General features: G+C 36.1%; 19 protein-coding genes. 18 read left to right on the forward strand and 1 reads right to left on the reverse strand.

The features are described 5' to 3' along the window. Nucleotides 1-66: 66 nt before the first annotated feature. The 9 genes from HX124_RS00290 (at nucleotide 67) to HX124_RS00330 (ending at nucleotide 10,256) form a co-directional block, all read left to right on the forward strand. A complete protein-coding gene (locus tag HX124_RS00290) occupies nucleotides 67-297 on the forward strand; it encodes a hypothetical protein (protein WP_286381584.1) in 231 nt (76 codons plus the stop codon). A 231-nt stretch (nucleotides 298-528) separates the two neighbouring features. Then, nucleotides 529-672: a zinc ribbon-containing protein gene (locus HX124_RS00295; RefSeq protein WP_107008217.1), complete on the forward strand. Its 144-nt coding sequence runs from the start codon at nucleotides 529-531 to the stop codon at nucleotides 670-672. 116 nt (nucleotides 673-788) lie between these two features. Further along, nucleotides 789-1,349 (forward strand): DUF4126 domain-containing protein, encoded by a 561-nt coding sequence (locus HX124_RS00300; RefSeq protein WP_286381585.1) that lies wholly within the window; start codon nucleotides 789-791, stop codon nucleotides 1,347-1,349. A 193-nt stretch (nucleotides 1,350-1,542) separates the two neighbouring features. Next, nucleotides 1,543-1,986 (forward strand): hypothetical protein, encoded by a 444-nt coding sequence (locus tag HX124_RS00305; RefSeq protein WP_286381586.1) that lies wholly within the window; start codon nucleotides 1,543-1,545, stop codon nucleotides 1,984-1,986. 588 nt (nucleotides 1,987-2,574) lie between these two features. After that, nucleotides 2,575-3,921, forward strand: coding sequence for an SWIM zinc finger family protein (locus HX124_RS00310; RefSeq protein ID WP_286381587.1), 1,347 nt, complete (start codon nucleotides 2,575-2,577; stop codon nucleotides 3,919-3,921). After that, nucleotides 3,912-5,501, forward strand: coding sequence for a hypothetical protein (locus tag HX124_RS00315; protein ID WP_286381588.1), 1,590 nt, complete (start codon nucleotides 3,912-3,914; stop codon nucleotides 5,499-5,501). Before HX124_RS00310 ends, HX124_RS00315 begins: the two co-directional genes overlap by 10 nt. A gap of 38 nt (nucleotides 5,502-5,539) precedes the next feature. Beyond that, entirely contained in the window at nucleotides 5,540-6,619 is a 1,080-nt protein-coding gene (locus HX124_RS00320) for an ATP-binding protein (protein ID WP_286381589.1), read from the forward strand. 21 nt (nucleotides 6,620-6,640) lie between these two features. Beyond that, nucleotides 6,641-9,115 (forward strand): DUF5682 family protein, encoded by a 2,475-nt coding sequence (locus HX124_RS00325; RefSeq protein ID WP_286381590.1) that lies wholly within the window; start codon nucleotides 6,641-6,643, stop codon nucleotides 9,113-9,115. Further along, nucleotides 9,102-10,256, forward strand: a complete 1,155-nt coding sequence (locus HX124_RS00330) for a VWA domain-containing protein (RefSeq protein ID WP_286381591.1) — start codon at nucleotides 9,102-9,104, stop codon at nucleotides 10,254-10,256. Before HX124_RS00325 ends, HX124_RS00330 begins: the two co-directional genes overlap by 14 nt. Nucleotides 10,257-10,309: 53 nt before the next feature. On the opposite strand, the gene HX124_RS00335 is transcribed toward HX124_RS00330, so the two are convergent. Continuing rightward, on the reverse strand, nucleotides 10,310-10,795 hold the full coding sequence (locus HX124_RS00335; protein ID WP_286381592.1) for a COG3650 family protein: 486 nt from the start codon (nucleotides 10,793-10,795) through the stop codon (nucleotides 10,310-10,312). A gap of 189 nt (nucleotides 10,796-10,984) precedes the next feature. Here HX124_RS00335 and HX124_RS00340 point away from each other — a divergent pair, with 189 nt between their 5' ends. From HX124_RS00340 to HX124_RS00380, 9 genes are all read left to right on the forward strand, one after another. Then, entirely contained in the window at nucleotides 10,985-11,338 is a 354-nt protein-coding gene (locus tag HX124_RS00340; RefSeq protein WP_286418647.1) for a hypothetical protein, read from the forward strand. A 127-nt stretch (nucleotides 11,339-11,465) separates the two neighbouring features. Further along, nucleotides 11,466-12,305 carry a GGDEF domain-containing protein gene (locus HX124_RS00345; RefSeq protein ID WP_286381594.1) on the forward strand — a complete coding sequence of 280 codons (840 nt, stop codon included), beginning with the start codon at nucleotides 11,466-11,468 and terminating at the stop codon, nucleotides 12,303-12,305. Nucleotides 12,306-12,396: 91 nt separating this feature from the next. After that, on the forward strand, nucleotides 12,397-13,062 hold the full coding sequence (locus HX124_RS00350) for an RluA family pseudouridine synthase (RefSeq protein ID WP_286381595.1): 666 nt from the start codon (nucleotides 12,397-12,399) through the stop codon (nucleotides 13,060-13,062). 63 nt (nucleotides 13,063-13,125) lie between these two features. Next, entirely contained in the window at nucleotides 13,126-13,482 is a 357-nt protein-coding gene (locus tag HX124_RS00355) for a hypothetical protein (protein ID WP_286381596.1), read from the forward strand. A gap of 161 nt (nucleotides 13,483-13,643) precedes the next feature. After that, complete coding sequence (locus HX124_RS00360; protein ID WP_286381597.1) at nucleotides 13,644-14,033, forward strand: ribonuclease E inhibitor RraB; 390 nt, start codon at nucleotides 13,644-13,646, stop codon at nucleotides 14,031-14,033. A 149-nt stretch (nucleotides 14,034-14,182) separates the two neighbouring features. Continuing rightward, a complete protein-coding gene (locus tag HX124_RS00365; protein ID WP_286381598.1) occupies nucleotides 14,183-14,629 on the forward strand; it encodes an SRPBCC domain-containing protein in 447 nt (148 codons plus the stop codon). Nucleotides 14,630-14,780: 151 nt separating this feature from the next. Beyond that, a complete protein-coding gene (locus tag HX124_RS00370) occupies nucleotides 14,781-15,125 on the forward strand; it encodes a zinc ribbon domain-containing protein YjdM (RefSeq protein ID WP_286381599.1) in 345 nt (114 codons plus the stop codon). Between the two features lie 52 nt (nucleotides 15,126-15,177). Then, nucleotides 15,178-15,771 carry a DUF2939 domain-containing protein gene (locus tag HX124_RS00375; protein WP_286381600.1) on the forward strand — a complete coding sequence of 198 codons (594 nt, stop codon included), beginning with the start codon at nucleotides 15,178-15,180 and terminating at the stop codon, nucleotides 15,769-15,771. 149 nt (nucleotides 15,772-15,920) lie between these two features. Next, nucleotides 15,921-16,385: a nuclear transport factor 2 family protein gene (locus tag HX124_RS00380; protein WP_107008200.1), complete on the forward strand. Its 465-nt coding sequence runs from the start codon at nucleotides 15,921-15,923 to the stop codon at nucleotides 16,383-16,385. Nucleotides 16,386-16,387: the final 2 nt, after the last annotated feature.

A 16,387-nucleotide genomic window follows, 5' to 3' on the forward strand; every position in this document is an offset into this window, starting at 1 on the left:
GCTAATACAGCCGAACTCGAACCATTTCTCACTGACCCGAATCAGGCAATCCGAGTAGTTGCCGCCATGAATCCCGACGCAGATGCAGACATCCTTGACCGCTTTGCCAATGACAAATTTTGGGGTGTACGCATAGAAGTGGTGGGGCATCCCAATGTCAGCGAAGCCACATTACGCAGATTACTCGAACCTAAAGTCAGCAAACGAGGCGTTGTCCATCATGCAGCACACAAAAAACTGCTCGAACGAGGCGTTGAGTTTGGTGAAGACGGTATGCCATACGAAATTAATCAGTAGAGTAAATAAAAGCTGATGAATAGAAAATCCGATTTGTTTTTGGAAATTTAAAAGAAGAACATATAAATTTATGTGATGAAAGTTTTTAAATGGAATAAAAATGATAAAAAATACCAATATAATCATTTCTTGCAAAAATGACATCATCATTTATCAAAATAGACAGTAGACAAAGCGAAAAAAAAGAGGCTATACTTTGTTCACCATTTCTAATACCTATGGAGAACAAAAATGGTTATGGCTGGTCAAAAACCTGGAACAGGCTTCTATTTTTGTGTCAACTGCGGACACCGCACCTACTTAGAAATTGGTACAGATCGTCTACCACCGTGTACCAAATGCCTTGGCAATCAATTCAACAACAAGAATGCCTAAGCAGCACAAACAAAACAGTTACTCTCTGTTTTAGAAAAAGCCCTATCACCCCATAGGGCTTTTTTGTTACCGTATAAAAAGCATAAAACTAAAAACACAATAAGGTAGGGCACAACATGGAAACCATCCTGAGCTTATGTATCGGTATTGGACTCAGTGCCGCGTGTGGTTTTCGTGTATTTGTACCGCTATTGGTCATGAGTATTGCCTCACTCATGGGATGGTTTGAACCCATGAAGGGTTTTGAATGGTTGGCAATGCCATCCGTCTGTATCGGTTTAGCTGTCGCAACCCTCTGTGAAATCGGGGCGTACTATATCCCTTGGGTAGATAACATATTAGATACGATTGCCACACCTGCGGCACTCATTGCAGGAACATTAACCACTATGGCAGTCAGTACAGCGGAAATGTCGCAATTTACCAGTTGGGCAGCCGCAATTATTGTCGGTGGAGGAACTGCGAGCGCAGTACAATTAACTACAGTCGCTGTTCGTGGTATTTCTACAGCAACCACAGGTGGAATTGCTAATCCAATTATTTCAACAGGAGAATGGCTAGGCGCTATTGTCGTTTCGATACTGTCTTTAATTGCACCTATTTTGGTGGTATTGCTGGTCATTATGTTGATGTTTGTTGTGATTCGATGGATTCGTAAAAAAGACAGGAAAACTTGAATAAAATTGCACCATACTAAAATTTTTAAATAAAATAATAAAAAGCCATTTTGTATTTATTTTTGATTGTTTTTAAATAAAAACTAATAAATATTTCGCTTAAGTGTGATGTATTTCACTATTTTTTGTCTGAAATTCAAGGGATTAGCGCTAGATTCTGTTAAAATAATGCCGCTTATCAGGAAAAAGAAAAATGAAAACATTTGATTTAGTGATCCACTCCCCTAAAAACCTACAAGAAGGTGGAGATGAGATTTTAGAAAAATTAGCTGCAATTAATGCATTGATTAAATTTGACAGTATTCATTGGCAACAACAAAGAGTGCGTCAGCTGCAATTTAATGGTGATAATGCGAGCTTTACATTGACTGACCTTGAAACACATTACAGTCTTAGATTTACTTTAAATGCTTTTTCTGCATCTGAGCATTTAGAGTTTAAAATGGAAAGTGATATTCCTGTGATTATGCCACAAAAGGATGTTTTTGGTTTAATTACCCGTAAAACCAAAGATTATATTGGTTTTAAGAGAATTGATTTTTCAACTACACGCCAATATCTCTTATTCTTTTTAAATGGTGAAAATGAAACTTTAGCGCAGCATTATAAAAACAGTAGAATTAAAGCTCCAAGATAAATATAAAACGAAGTGATGATGTAGAGAAAATTTCTCCTAAATGCTCTTTTTATGCGGTAAAAAATACGATATTTTTGTCGAAATGGAAAAAAATATGTTTTAAATGCGTTTTTGTGAAAAATATTTTTAAAATTACTCGAAATCAACCAATCTTAGGAAATTAATCCCGTAAGGCTTTGGCTATTATAAGTCTCAAGGGTGTGATGGGATCGAAAAGAGTAGCTTGCTGCCAGTTGCGTACAACGTGAGTGTAGTACAAATCCAAAAGATCTCGATTCGGCTTAGGACGCTATAGACCAAAAGTTTATAGGCAATAGGGTTAGAACTTACAAAGTTTTAATAGTTGAAGTAAACCATACGATGTTTTCCCAAATACCCTCAAAATTTTCTAGTGATAAAAATAATAAATAAAAACGTTAAAAGTTTCATGAAATATCTCTTTTATCTAAAATTCTCTTAAACCATACTTCACAATTTAGCGACAAATTTTGTCGTTTAGCTGCTTTTTCCCGTTGAATTATTAAAATGAAAAATATACATTTATTGAGGAAATTAAATTTAAAATGAAAAATAACGCAAGGAATTTTTATGTTGCTGACCATTCAGCTTGATCAAATACAACAGATCATTCCTGATACAAATTCAGAAAAAGCTGCTAAAAAATTGGCTAAAGTCAATGATTGGAATAATAAAGGTGCTTCTACAGATCAATGGATCTGGGCAGAAATTAAAGGGAGTGCGATTTATCAAAGTGCCATTTTTTTACCACAACTAAAATGTGAATGTAGTTGTCCAAGTTTTAAACGTCCTTGTAAGCATGCACTTGCTTTACTGATGGTGTATCAAGAGCATCCTGCCGAGTTTCAAATTCAGGAAGATGAAACACAATTTCCTGAACGGGTCACAAAATGGCGTGACAAACTCACGCAAAGTACCGAGAAAAAAGCTGAAAAAGCCAATAAACCTGTTGATGAAGCAGCACGTGCTAAGCGTCAAGAATCACGTGATAAAAAAATTGATCAAGCCATTGATGCTTTGCAACTGTGGCTGAAAGATGTAGTCAATTTAGGCTTAGGTGAAGTGCGTTCACAAAATGGACGACAATTTTTTCATGAAATTACCAGTCGTTTGGTAGATGGTCAGGCTGCGGGAATCAATATTTGGATTGATGAATTTTCAAGTGCGTTGTATCAGCCAAATTGGCAACAACAAAGTGCTTTTTGGCTTGCGCGTTTGTATCTGATTGCTGAACTATGGCAAAAAAGAGAACAACTTTCTCTAGATTTACAGCAAGAATTACGTCAGTTGATGGGCATTAACCTTGCTAGTGATTTTTGGTTAACCCAAAGCACAGAAGAGCTACAGTTAAGTGTACTTGCTTCTCGTACACAAGCATTACAACAGTCCAAAGGGAATTTTCGTCGTCAATGGTTATGGGACGAGAAAACATGTACAGATTATTTAATTTTAGATTTTGATATTGCACCGCATACACGTTATGGCTTAACCCTACCAAGTCAGCATCATTTTAAACTCAAAGCACAGCGTTATCCTGGGGTAGAACAACAACGTTTGAAACTTGCAGAGCAAGTCACACTCAACGATATTGACGCTATTAAAATTGAAAATAAACCGCCGCAAGGTTTTGTGTGTTTTGAAGATGCTTTAGCCAAACATGCAGAAAAACTCAGTCATAATCCGATGCATCTGACCAGTTTTTGGTGGATGAATCCTGTGCGTTTAAGTCAAAAAGATGAGCGTTATTATTTGATTGATTCGACAAATCATATGATGCCAATTTCACTCAGTACTGATCAATTTACTGCGTTATGGATGATGGTGAGTAATCAACCTTTTTATGCAGGTTTAGAGTGGAATGGTTTAGAACTGCAACTCATCAGTATTTGGCAAGGAGCGCATTACCAATGTCTATAAGCTCACCTTTAGAACAATTTACCAAGCAACTTGAACTTAAACTAACCCTTGGGCAGCATTATCAACAAACGATTCATGTGCCTGCACCCATTTCTGAGTTTGTCAGTGATGAACAGGATTTATTGGGTTTAAATTTGCAATGGACACTTTTTCAAGTGTCTGCACAACAAGCTTATCCTTGTTCAGAGCAACAACTTGCTCACTTAGCCGATGATGAAACGCCATTTACACCCAGTAAACGGGGTATGAATAGCCTAATTAAAAGTATTGTTCAGCTTAATCAATATAATTTTCAATATGATAAGTCTGCTTGGATGAATTATCTATTGCATCTCATTCGTTTGCAGAAACAGGCGATTGCGCCACATTTGGTTTTAGATGTACTTAATGTTGCCAATAATGATTTGCTATTAGCGGCAACATTGCCTGAACGAAGCTATAAATTGCAGGATTTGCGTCAGGATAATCGTTTAAAAGTGGCTAAAATTTTACATCAGACATTGATTTTACAACAACCCATTGATGAAGAAGATGCAAAATTTGCCAGTTTAAGTAAAGGTCCTGCTGAGCGTCTACTTCAAAATCTTGCACTTGAACATGCTGATTTTATTCATCAAAATTTTGAAGCTTTATGGAAACGTATCGATAAAGAGCAGCGTAAAGACTGGATTGAAAATACACCATTTTCATTCTTTGCCCCGCATATTGCATATTTAACTGCATTGCATCAAAAGAAACCTGAACAAGCTTTAGGGCAAGGTTTACACTATTTATTTTTGCATGATCCTGAACATGTTTATACGCAAAAAATGCTGCAATTACTGGAAAATGTCATTGAATTTGATGCTAAAAATCGTTGTATGATCGTGCGAATGAGCATTGAATTGGATGAACAATTACAACAACTCAATATCATTGATTACACTGCAAATGGCAATGAACGTAAAATCATTAAAGAGCTGAATATTGAAGAAAATTTAATAAAATTCTCACAATCAAGTAAAGCTGAAGACTATTTATATTTTATTTTAAAAGCGATGCCTTTGTCTTATTGGCAACAGATTTTCCCAACATGGGAGAGTTTACTGAAGCTGAAATATAAAAATCAGCGAAATCACATTTTAGATGCATTTTGTTTCCGCTGTTTTCATGAACAACGTGCCGATTTAGCACAATGGTTCTATGAAAATTATCAAGAAGAACTCGAAAGCATCCGTTTTGCTTCCAATATGCAATATCTGTATCCGCTACTGAGCACTGAAAAACGTGATCATTTGATCGTGCAGCATTTACGCCAAGCCCGTAAACGTCATGAACCTGATTTTTTATTGGATGTTTGGAAACGCTTACCATTGCCTGCGTCAGAGATTGGTATTTTATCCAAAGAACTGACTGAGCGTTTATTGGCAGAAATCTATCTACAAGAAGAGCAGGAATATGCCTATTTATTGCATCCATTGTATGAATGGCTTGTGGTCTATGGCTATCCAACTGAAATTAGCCCATTAAAAGATTTAGATTCTAGTCGTTTTGATATTTTAAATAGCATTGCCAAACAAAAAATGGCATTGCTTCCGTAACAAAAAACATTTTAATTTTCGATAAAAAGGACACTGACATGAGTCAAGTTTTACGTGCCAAAGCAGAACAACAATATGCCCATGAGTTGGCAGCTTTAAAAGAACACGATAAAAAACAATGCCCTGCACAATGGGGGTTATCACCAAATGCTGTAGTTGATTATTTAATGGGGACTACACTGCCTGATGGTACTGAAATTTCAGCAAAATATATTGGTAATCGTCGTTTGATGGAAATTGCGGTTGCAACTTTAGCAACCGACCGTGCTTTATTGTTACTTGGTGTACCAGGAACAGCAAAATCTTGGGTCTCTGAGCATTTAGCAGCGGCAATTAGTGGTAACAGTACTTTGCTCATTCAAGGGACAGCAGGCACCAGTGAAGATACTTTGCGTTATAGCTGGAACTATGCACAACTACTTGCTAAAGGTCCAACTGAAGAAGCTTTAGTACAAAGTCCTATGCTACGTGCGATGCGTACAGGAAAAATTGCCCGTATTGAAGAGTTGACCCGTATTCCTGCTGATGTACAGGATACTTTGATTACATTGTTATCTGAAAAAAATCTACCTGTACCTGAGTTAGGCATTGAATATCAAGCGGTACAAGGTTTTAGTGTGATTGCGACTGCCAACAACCGTGATAAAGGCGTCAATGAGCTTTCATCTGCACTTAAGCGTCGTTTTAATACCGTGATTTTACCACCACCTGCCACTATTGCAGAAGAAATTGAAATTGTGCAACAACGTGTTGCCTCACTTGGTCGTAGCCTATCTTTACCTGAAATTCAACCACTCGATCAACACATTAAAACCCTTGTGACCATTTTCCGTGAATTGCGTGAAGGTAAAACCGTCGATGGTAAACAAAAACTGAAAAGTACCACAGGGACATTATCAACCGCCGAAGCGATTTCAGTGATGAGCCATAGTTGGGCAATGTCAGGGCATTTTGGTGATGGCAGTTTAAATGCCCATGATCTAGTTGCAGGTTTACAAGGTGCGATTGTCAAAGACCCTGTGCAAGATGTGGTGCCTTGGAAAGAATATGTCGAAACTGTCATTAAACAACGTGAAGGTTGGAATGAAATTTACCAAGCTTGCCGAGATTTAGAATAATTACAGTCAAAGGATTTGCCCATGCATTATATTTTAGGGGTACGTCATCATGGTCCTGGCTCTGCTCGAAGTGTTTTAAATGCACTAGAGCAGTTGCAACCTGACTGTATTCTCATTGAAGGACCACCTGATGCGAATGATCGTATTGCACAGCTCAGCCATGCTGAAATTGAGCCACCGATTGCATTACTCATCAACACACCTGTACAAAAAGATGAACGACCACGTGCGGTATTTTATCCTTTTGCAGAATTTTCACCTGAATGGCAAGCATTACAATTTGCTTTAAAATATCAAATCCATACTGAATTTATGGATTTGGCATGTCAGTATCGTTTTGCACTGGAAAAACAGGCTGAGGAGGCACGACAAGCGCTTGAAGCTGAACAACAGACAGATTCAGAAGAAGAAAAATCTGAAGAATCTGTAGATGAGCATGTTGATGAAACGCTTGCTGATGCTGCTTCTGATGAATCAGCTTCTGAGAATGAAAGCACTGATGAAGATGCGTTTGAAATCTCAGATGAAGAACGCAAATTTCTGCAATATCGTCATGATCCCATCGCACTTTTAGCCCATCAAGCAGGTTATCAGGACAGCGAACGTTTTTGGGAACACTTGGTTGAACAGCAACCCCATGCGGGTGATATGTTTCAGTCGATCAATGAAGCAATGGCTGAAATTCGCGATTATTTAAACAGTTTAAATCCGAATACTGAACTTGATGATGATCAGTTGATAGAACAATACCGCGAAGCGTCTATGCGAAAAATCATTCGCCAAGCACAGAAGCAGGGCTTTGAACGTATCGTGGTGATTTGTGGTGCATGGCATGCACCTGTTTTAGTGGATTTAAAAACAAGCTTAAAAGATGACAATCAACTGTTAAAAGGTTTGCCAAAAACTAAAATTGAATCGGCATGGATTGCATGGACACATGGACGTTTACATCGTCACAGTGGTTATGGCGCAGGTATTCAAGCGGTGGGTTGGTATGCACATTTATGGAAGCATTATCAGCAAGCCCTTGAAGGTAAAGTCGATGCTGAAAAAATTAGTATTGATTGGCTCAGTCAGTTTGCTAATGCTTTGCGTGAGGCGGGACATGATGCCTCAAGTGCGCAAATTATTGATGCAACGCAACTGATTCAGTCTCTATTACAATTGCGTGAGCGCCGTATTCCTGATCTTGATGATTTAACAGAAGCAATTCGCAGTGTGCTGCATCATGGTTATGATTTGCCTGAACCGATCATGAATCAGATGCTATTGGCAGAAAAACTGGGGCATTTACCTGAAGACTATTCAGAATTGCCAATACAACAAGACTTTTTAAAACAATGTAAGTCGTTGCGTTTAAAGCTTGAAGCGGTACATCGTGGGGTTGAACTGGACTTACGTCAGCCTTTTGATTTAAGTAAAAGTCAGTTTTTTCATCGGGTAAATTTGCTGGGTTTGGCATGGGCAGAATTACAAAATTACTCATCAGGTCGAGGAAATTATAAAGAAAACTGGCAATTGTCATGGCAACCTGAAAGCAGTTTATACCTCAATGAAATGTCACTTTGGGGCTATACCATTACTGATGCAGCCGCAAGTTATATTCAAGATAAAATTGAGCACAGTGATGATCTATCCACCGTTGCTAAATATATCGAGCAAATATTGCTGGCAGGTTTAGACCGTAGTTTGCCTGTGGCTTTACAGCGTTTACAGTCCCTTTCGACCTTGCATCAAGATCCTGATGTATTGCTTGCGACTTTAACACCTTTGGTCACAGCTTTGCGTTATGGTAGCGTCCGTCAATTTTCTGAGCATGAATTATTTCAAATTATTCAACAGCTCAGCATACGTTTAATGTTGTCATTACCACAGTATTGTCAGTCCATTAATGATGATATGGCAAAACAAACCGCACAGCAGTTAAATAGCCTTTATTTGTTGTTGCAACGGTTAGACAATGCAACGCTCAATCAATATTGGCAAGACTTAATACTCAAACTATTGCAACAAACCTATATGAATGGTTATTTGCATGGCTCTGTTACCAAGTTAGCAAAACAGCAGCAATTGCTTGATTTAGATGAAATAGAACATTATTTATCACAAGCTTTATCGGTTGGGCAAACCGTTGATTATAGTGCAGGTTGGTTCGAAGGCTTTATCAGTGATCAAGCGTTATTATTGTTACATGAAGATAATTTATGGAACTTGGTGAATGCATGGTTAGGCGATTTACCCGAAGAACAATTTATCAATATTCTGCCTATTTTACGTCGTTCAACCAGTGATTTTAGTCCAAGTGAATCTGCGAAAATTGCAGAAAAAGCAGCATCAGGGGTGACAGTACATATTGCGCAATTGCCTCATCAATTTAATCTTGAGCGTGGTTATAACACTTTATTGAGTTTAAGAAATTTACTTCATCCTCAACCTGTATGTGTAGATGGCGCTGAAAAAGCTGATTTAAAAGAGGGTTCTGATGTCACAAACTAATCAAAATACCCAAGAACAAGAACGACGTTGGCGCTTAATTTTAGGTCAACGTCCTGAGCAGTCATCACCTGAGTATTGGTCGAGTGATGATGAAAATATGTTCCAGTGTTTAGATGTGTTATATAACACGCAACAGCAACAACGTGGTGGTTTAGGGCGTTCTAGTCCACGTATTGCCAAATGGCTGGGCGATATTCGTCAGTATTTCCCAAGTTCTGTGGTGCAAATCATTCAAAAAGATGCGCTTGAACGTTTGAACTTGCAACAAATGTTGCTAGAGCCTGAATTGTTAGAAAATATCGAAGTTGATATTCATTTGGTTTCGACTTTGATTGGCTTAAATCACTTGATACCTGATCAAACCAAAGAAACTGCCCGTATTGTGGTACGTAAATTGGTTGAGGAAATTGAGCGACGTTTAAAACAAAGTTTAGAGCAAGCCATTCAAGGTTCAGTCAACCGTTCAGCCCATACGCGCCGTCCAAAACGTATTCAAGATATTAATTGGCACCGCACCATTCAAGCCAACTTAAAACATTGGCAAGAAGAATACAAAACCATTATTCCTGAGCAATTGCATGGACATCCACGTCAGCGCAGTTCCTTAAAAGATATTGTACTGTGTGTTGATCAGAGCGGTTCGATGGCGCCTTCGGTGGTGTATTCGAGTATTTTTGCTGCGGTGATGGCAAGTATTCGGGCTGTGACCACACAAATGGTGGTGTTTGATACGCAAATAGTTGATTTAACACCATTGCTTGAAGACCCTGTTGATGTACTGTTTGGTACGCAACTGGGTGGCGGTACAGATATTGCCAAAGCGATTAAGTATTGTCGAACAAAGATCACTCGTCCTGAAGAAACAATTTTTGTGTTGGTCACAGATTTATGTGAAGGTGGCAGTGAGCAACAGCTCTTTAAACAAGTGGCTGAGATGCTCAATAGTGGTGTCCAAATCGTAACTTTATTGGCATTGTCAGATGAGGGCGCACCTTATTATGACCGTGAAAATGCACAAAAATTTGCGGCATTGGGCATTCCCACTTTTGCGTGTACTCCCGATCAATTTCCTGAATTAATGGCAAAAGCCATTGAAAAGCAGGATATTAATGCTTGGTATGCAACACAACAACAAAAATAGGTAAATCAAGGCAGTAGCCACTGCCTTGATTTAAGAAATAAGAGGATGCCGCATTATTTGCTTGCAATTAAAAGCTGCATCTTTTCAGATTGTTGTGTGGTTAAAACAGGCAGTAAAGATGGATTACTTGGATAAGCAACTCCATTAAAAGCTAATTGCACTGCACCCTGATTGCGAGATTGTACAACTAAGTTTTTCCAACCATGACTTTGTTGTTGACTGACATAAATAGGTGGACTTGTAACGGTGGTTTTATTTATTAATTTAAATTGCTGATTAGGTAAACCTTGATAAATCAATAAGGTACATCCACCAGAGCCGCACCAGTCTAAACCTTGTAGTAATACTACAGCATCAGGTTGCCCATCTTGATTTAAATCATGAAAAGCTGATAAATATTGGGTTTGGTCTTGAGTGTATTGATATATGCTTTGTTGTAAGGCGTGTTGTGTGGAAGGATTAGTCTGTTTAGGCATTTGTTCTATTACTGTAGTACATCCTGCGAAGCATAAAATACATCCTAAATGTAGAAATTTCATATTTATTTAACCGTTTGAATCCCAATACTGAGTCATTATATTGTACAAAGATTTATCATCATGAGTGATTTTATGCACTCATAACATAGTAACAGTGACAGTTTAAAAATAGAGTTGAGCTATTGGTGAAGATGAAAGTTAAATTTAAAATATTGATTTTTATAATATAAAGAAACGATGAAAAAGATGATGAAAACCTATCAATTTTTAATGTTATTTATTCTATCTTTTTGCTTAAACGCTTGTGGTGATTTTACTCATTTTCAACAACATGCTGATGAACAATTTGGAGACCAACATTTTAAAACAGCAATTGCTTTAATTGAATTACATAAAGTACGATTTGGTGAATATCCAGCGTCTTTGGACGACCTAAAGTATACAGGGGATTGGGATTTACTCGCTTTAAATTCGGTCAGTTATCACAAAGTAGACAATGGTTATCACTTAGATATTCTTAAAGGTTGGGTGGGACAGCCAAAACTTAATTATCCCCAAGAATTTTGGCAAGGTATTGGCTTAAAACAGAGTAATGCAAAGTAAAAAATAAAAACCAGAGATTGATAAATCACACCATAATTTTTTTGTAGATAAGGCTATAATTTAAATCTCAGAAAAAGCTGATAAACTTTAAGTTTATGTATTTAATGTGAATATTGAGAGCCTAAAGATGAAAAAACTTGAGAAAATTCTTTCAATAAATACTTTGGCTCGACGTATGATCATTCTCTTGATGATTTTAATCTGGGGATGGATTGATATTGCAACAGGCTATGAATATTCCTTTGCTGTATTTTATTTAATTCCTGTGTCGATTGCTGCATGGTTCGATAATAAAAGAGTGACGATTTTTACCATTATTGCAGCAGGAATTACATGGTTATATGCAGACTTTGTCTCAGGTCATCATTATTCAAATATTATTATTCCTTATTGGAATGCTGTAGTACGTTTAGGATTTTTTAGTGTTGTTGCATTTTTAGTGATGAAAGTTCGTGAAAACTTGGCAGCAATGACCTTAATGGCAATGAAAGATAGCTTAACCTTACTCAATAATGCGCGAGCTTTTGGTTTGCAATATCATGAATTAAGATTATATAAAAATAAATCAGGGTACAAAATAGCGATTGCTTTGATTGATTTAGATGGTTTTAAAGCAGTCAATGATCAATATGGGCATAGTAAAGGCGATGATATTTTAGTTGAATTTGCAGAAATTTTAAAATCTGTTGCGAGACCTGACGATGTGGTTGCTCGTTTAGGTGGCGATGAATTTGTCATGATTTTAAAAGACATTCATCAAAAAAGTGCGGAAATTTTTGAACAAAAACTACGAACAGCATTTTTGACCAGTACATTAAAACAGCGCTATGGTGTAGATTTTAGTATGGGGATTCGTATTTTCGAGCAATTGCCTGAAAATTTAGATGTCGCAACGCATCAAGCAGACCAATTAATGTACCAATCTAAAGCACAAGGTAAGTCTCAAACTGTTATTTGTATGGCATAAAATTAAGTATTTAAAAGAGTATGTTAATTTTTTACTGGTGATTTAGATCTGTAAAACTTAAAATCTGCGCAGTTTTTTTGATTTTCTTGATATGCCTTTAGACCAAACATTTGTATATATGCCTCCCCAAGAGCCACTTTCAATTATTTATGAAGATGCAGACTTGGTCGTGATTGATAAACCCGCAGAGTTATTGTCTGTTCCGGGACGCTTACCTGAACATCATGATAGTGCTTATTTCCGTGTATTAGAACGTTATCCTCATGCCAAAATTACCCATCGTTTAGATATGGCGACTTCGGGTATTTTAATGTTTGCTAAACATAGAGATGCGGAAGTTGCGATCAGTAAAATGTTTCAGGCACGTACTGTTAAGAAAAATTATATTGCTTTGGTACAGGGGAAATTAGAAGGTGAGGGCAGTGTAGATGTTCCTCTTATTACAGACTGGGAAAATCGTCCTCGTCAAATGGTGCATTTTGAGCTAGGTAAATCTGCCAAAACATTGTATCAAGCTTTAAATTATGATGAGCAGCAAGATATTACTCGGGTTTTACTCACACCGATTACAGGGCGTTCACATCAATTAAGAGTACATATGATGTATATTGGACACCCGATTACAGGGGATAAAATTTATCATCCTGATCCTGAAAAAAGTTCTTTAAAGCGTATGGCTTTGCATGCGAGTTATTTAGAGTTTATACAACCTTTAAATGGTGAAAAAGTTATCATTCAGGGAGATGTACCTTTTTAAGATTCATTTGAATTTTCATTATTTTTATAAATATCACTCTTTATAACATTGGAAAATAATAAAATGATACAGCCCGCAATTGCTCAAATAATTTTAATTCTATTGTTGGTTTTATCATGGGGTGGAATCATTTTTTGGTTGGTTTATATCACCATTAAAGGTTTGTCACCCTATGAGGTTACAAAGGAAAATCGAAGATTTATACTGTTTATTTTTCTAATGATGAGTGCAATTCTCATGATTTATGATTTTACTCCCGCAGATGCTACAGATTTAGAAAAAATTAATCGGTATTTAGAACAGGCAAAACAAGAGCATAACCAAGATTTAGTATTGACTATTCAACAAATCAAAATGCAACCACAAATCAGCATTAAAGATCGGAAATATATAGAAAAGTTAATTGAAAAAGGTATTTAATCTAAAATATAAATGATAGGGTAAAAGAGACTGCGTGTAGGAAACAATTTCTTTAAATTTATTTGATCATTTCATATTCAGTAAAGATTTAATCGCCAAATTGCAATAAAACTCAGTTAATCTACGAGAACAAAAATGGCAAAGATAATAAGGAAGCCCCAATGACACGCGATTTTGAACAATTCCCTGATGATGATAACGGCAATTTATTGTGGCAAATGCAAGAAGATGGTGATGATTTAAACGAAATACATGAAATTGAATTTTCACTATATTTTAAAACACAAGAATTAGCAGAAAAGTGTGCTATTCATCTATTGTTTGAAGAACAAAAAATTTCAATGTATTTAGATGAAGAGATTGAACCTAATGAGTGGGTGATCACTGTTTTTGTAAATCTCTTACCTGATTATTCAGATATTGTTGATCTAGAAGAATGGTTTAGTAAAATCGCTGAACAATTTTCGGGTGAATATGATGGTTGGGGTTGTAGTACTTATATCTTTGATGATGAAGAATATGAGGAAATTGAATTGGGTGAAATGAAATAATTTTCACATGATTTGAATAAAAAGCATATCTTCTACGATATGCTTTTTTTATAGGAATTTTTAAGTTTCCATACACGAAAAAAATACACAACACTTTGTTAGCAGCAGTACACTGAAAGCAGAAAAACAACAAGGAAGGAAAGTCGAGTATGGGAAATGTGATTCAGCTTCATCGAGTATTTAGTGCGCCGCCAGAACGTGTATACCAAGCTTTTTTAGATCCTGATGCCCTCGTAAAATGGATGGCACCCCATGGTTTTACCGCTAAAATTCACTATCTTCATGCAGTAGAAGGTGGAGATTATAAAATTTCATTTAAAAATTTTTCGACAGGATCACAGCATACTTTTAGTGGGATTTATCATGAATTAATACCCAATGAACGCATTCGTTATAGCGATCAATTTGATGATTTACATTTACAAGGTCAAATTGAAATGCAGATTGAACTTAAATCTACAATGGTTGGGACTGAACTATTTATCACTCAATCAGGGATTCCTGAATTAATTCCTGTGGCTGCTTGCTACTTAGGATGGCAAGAATCTTTACAACTGTTATCTTTATTGGTCAATCCAAACATTCCAGATCATTAATATTCGCAATAGCAACTTGTAATGATTGGCTTGAAAATTACACCATGATGGTGGATTTATAAAACCTTAAAATAAATATGGGATTGGTCTATAAATAGCGATAGATATAGGCTATAGTATATGTCATTTTTTCCTTTATTTTGAGGTTGTTATGTCATTACCAAATTGCCCAAAATGTCAGTCTGAATATACTTATGAAGATGCCGATTTACTCATTTGCCCTGAATGTGCACATGAATGGAAAGAAGGTGAGCAACCTGCTCAAGACCAAAGCGACATCATCAAAGATGCTTTTGGTACAGTTTTAATTGATGGTGATGCTGTTACTGTAATTAAAGATCTAAAAATTAAAGGTTCTTCATCTGTCGTAAAAGTCGGTACTAAAGTTAAAAATATTCGATTATTAACGAATGCAAGTGATGGTCATGATATTGATTGTAAAATTGATGGCATAGGTGCAATGAAATTAAAATCTGAATTTGTGAAAAAGGCATAAATATAAGATGATAAGCCAATAGTTTTTTAATTGATTTATCAAGGAATGGGCAATGAAAAAAAGTTTAGTGATGACCATTTTTTTCATTGTCCTCTTGCTGATCGGTTGGTTAGTGTCACCTTATTGGATGTTATATCAAATCAATCAAGCCATTGAGAATAATCAAGCAGAGAAAATTTCAAAATATATTGATTATGCACGTGTACAGGTAAGTTTAGAGCCACAGATTCAGAAAAAAATGAATCAAAGTATCGGCTTAGAAAACAATCATACATGGATTGGAAAATGGGGAGAGCATTTGACTGAGCAAATTTCTCATCAAGTGGTGCAAAAAATATTAACCCCAGAGACTGTTGCTTTACTTTTTCAAGGTAAACAATTAAAAGAAAAATTTGATTTTTCTCAATTTACAACAAAAAAATTAATTTCTCAGGCTTTTTTACCACCAGAACATTTAGTCATGCAGGTAATAGAAATAGAGCCAGTATCCTTACCGAAAGTTTTAAAAAAGAATGATATCGATGCGCGTTATATGTCTATAAATACATTTCAAGTGATCGTTCCAACATTCGCAGCTAAAAATACCCAATTTATTTTTCAACGTCATTATGTAGATTGGAAATTGACTGAAATCCACTTAAATTAGTTTTTAAATTGTTTATATTTTCTACAATTTTATTTTAATATTTTTTTTAATTGTATGTTTTTTATTGTAAAAAATCATTTTTCAGTTGTTATTTTTGAATAAAAATGTCAAATTAATCACAAATATTATAAGCAATTGAGAATAAGTATATGCTTGTCGATATAGAAGGTGATGCAACCATTGCACATGAAGTCTTAGAACAAATTAAAAAGTGGGATAAGGCATTGATGAATCAAAGCATTGATGAAATGACTCAACATTATGCAGAAAATGTTAGTCTTTTTGATGTCAGTTCGCAGTTAAGTGGGCTTGAACAATATAAACGTGAATGGGAAAAAGTTAGCCCATATTTCACTGCAAATATGAAAATTACTCGACGTGATATTAAAATTCATGTTTTAGCAGATTCGGCATTTTTATATTGTTATTCCAAGTTGGAAAATACACAATTAAAAGAGATATTTAAAATGCCTTGGTGTCGAACAACATTATGTTTGCAGAAAAAAAATGATACATGGGTGTTACTGCATCAACATATTTCGGTGCCTGTAAATATGCTCACTGGCAAAGCAATTGATTTAGAAATCAAATCTAAGCTGAAGTTAGTGGTATAACC

It is taken from the genome of Acinetobacter sp. 226-1 (genome assembly GCF_030329325.1).
GTDB lineage: Bacteria > Pseudomonadota > Gammaproteobacteria > Pseudomonadales > Moraxellaceae > Acinetobacter > Acinetobacter sichuanensis.

Bases quoted from the DNA above. Each gene is read 5' to 3' on its own strand.
- HX124_RS00290 (WP_286381584.1), top strand. From the start codon at position 67: ATGAATCCCGACGCAGATGCAGACATCCTTGACCGCTTTGCCAATGAC.
- HX124_RS00295 (WP_107008217.1), top strand. From the start codon at position 529: ATGGTTATGGCTGGTCAAAAACCTGGAACAGGCTTCTATTTTTGTGTC.
- HX124_RS00300 (WP_286381585.1), top strand. From the start codon at position 789: ATGGAAACCATCCTGAGCTTATGTATCGGTATTGGACTCAGTGCCGCG.
- HX124_RS00305 (WP_286381586.1), top strand. From the start codon at position 1,543: ATGAAAACATTTGATTTAGTGATCCACTCCCCTAAAAACCTACAAGAA.
- HX124_RS00310 (WP_286381587.1), top strand. From the start codon at position 2,575: ATGTTGCTGACCATTCAGCTTGATCAAATACAACAGATCATTCCTGAT.
- HX124_RS00315 (WP_286381588.1), top strand. From the start codon at position 3,912: ATGTCTATAAGCTCACCTTTAGAACAATTTACCAAGCAACTTGAACTT.
- HX124_RS00320 (WP_286381589.1), top strand. From the start codon at position 5,540: ATGAGTCAAGTTTTACGTGCCAAAGCAGAACAACAATATGCCCATGAG.
- HX124_RS00325 (WP_286381590.1), top strand. From the start codon at position 6,641: ATGCATTATATTTTAGGGGTACGTCATCATGGTCCTGGCTCTGCTCGA.
- HX124_RS00330 (WP_286381591.1), top strand. From the start codon at position 9,102: ATGTCACAAACTAATCAAAATACCCAAGAACAAGAACGACGTTGGCGC.
- HX124_RS00335 (WP_286381592.1), bottom strand. From the start codon at position 10,795: ATGAAATTTCTACATTTAGGATGTATTTTATGCTTCGCAGGATGTACT.
- HX124_RS00340 (WP_286418647.1), top strand. From the start codon at position 10,985: ATGAAAACCTATCAATTTTTAATGTTATTTATTCTATCTTTTTGCTTA.
- HX124_RS00345 (WP_286381594.1), top strand. From the start codon at position 11,466: ATGAAAAAACTTGAGAAAATTCTTTCAATAAATACTTTGGCTCGACGT.
- HX124_RS00350 (WP_286381595.1), top strand. From the start codon at position 12,397: ATGCCTTTAGACCAAACATTTGTATATATGCCTCCCCAAGAGCCACTT.
- HX124_RS00355 (WP_286381596.1), top strand. From the start codon at position 13,126: ATGATACAGCCCGCAATTGCTCAAATAATTTTAATTCTATTGTTGGTT.
- HX124_RS00360 (WP_286381597.1), top strand. From the start codon at position 13,644: ATGACACGCGATTTTGAACAATTCCCTGATGATGATAACGGCAATTTA.
- HX124_RS00365 (WP_286381598.1), top strand. From the start codon at position 14,183: ATGGGAAATGTGATTCAGCTTCATCGAGTATTTAGTGCGCCGCCAGAA.
- HX124_RS00370 (WP_286381599.1), top strand. From the start codon at position 14,781: ATGTCATTACCAAATTGCCCAAAATGTCAGTCTGAATATACTTATGAA.
- HX124_RS00375 (WP_286381600.1), top strand. From the start codon at position 15,178: ATGAAAAAAAGTTTAGTGATGACCATTTTTTTCATTGTCCTCTTGCTG.
- HX124_RS00380 (WP_107008200.1), top strand. From the start codon at position 15,921: ATGCTTGTCGATATAGAAGGTGATGCAACCATTGCACATGAAGTCTTA.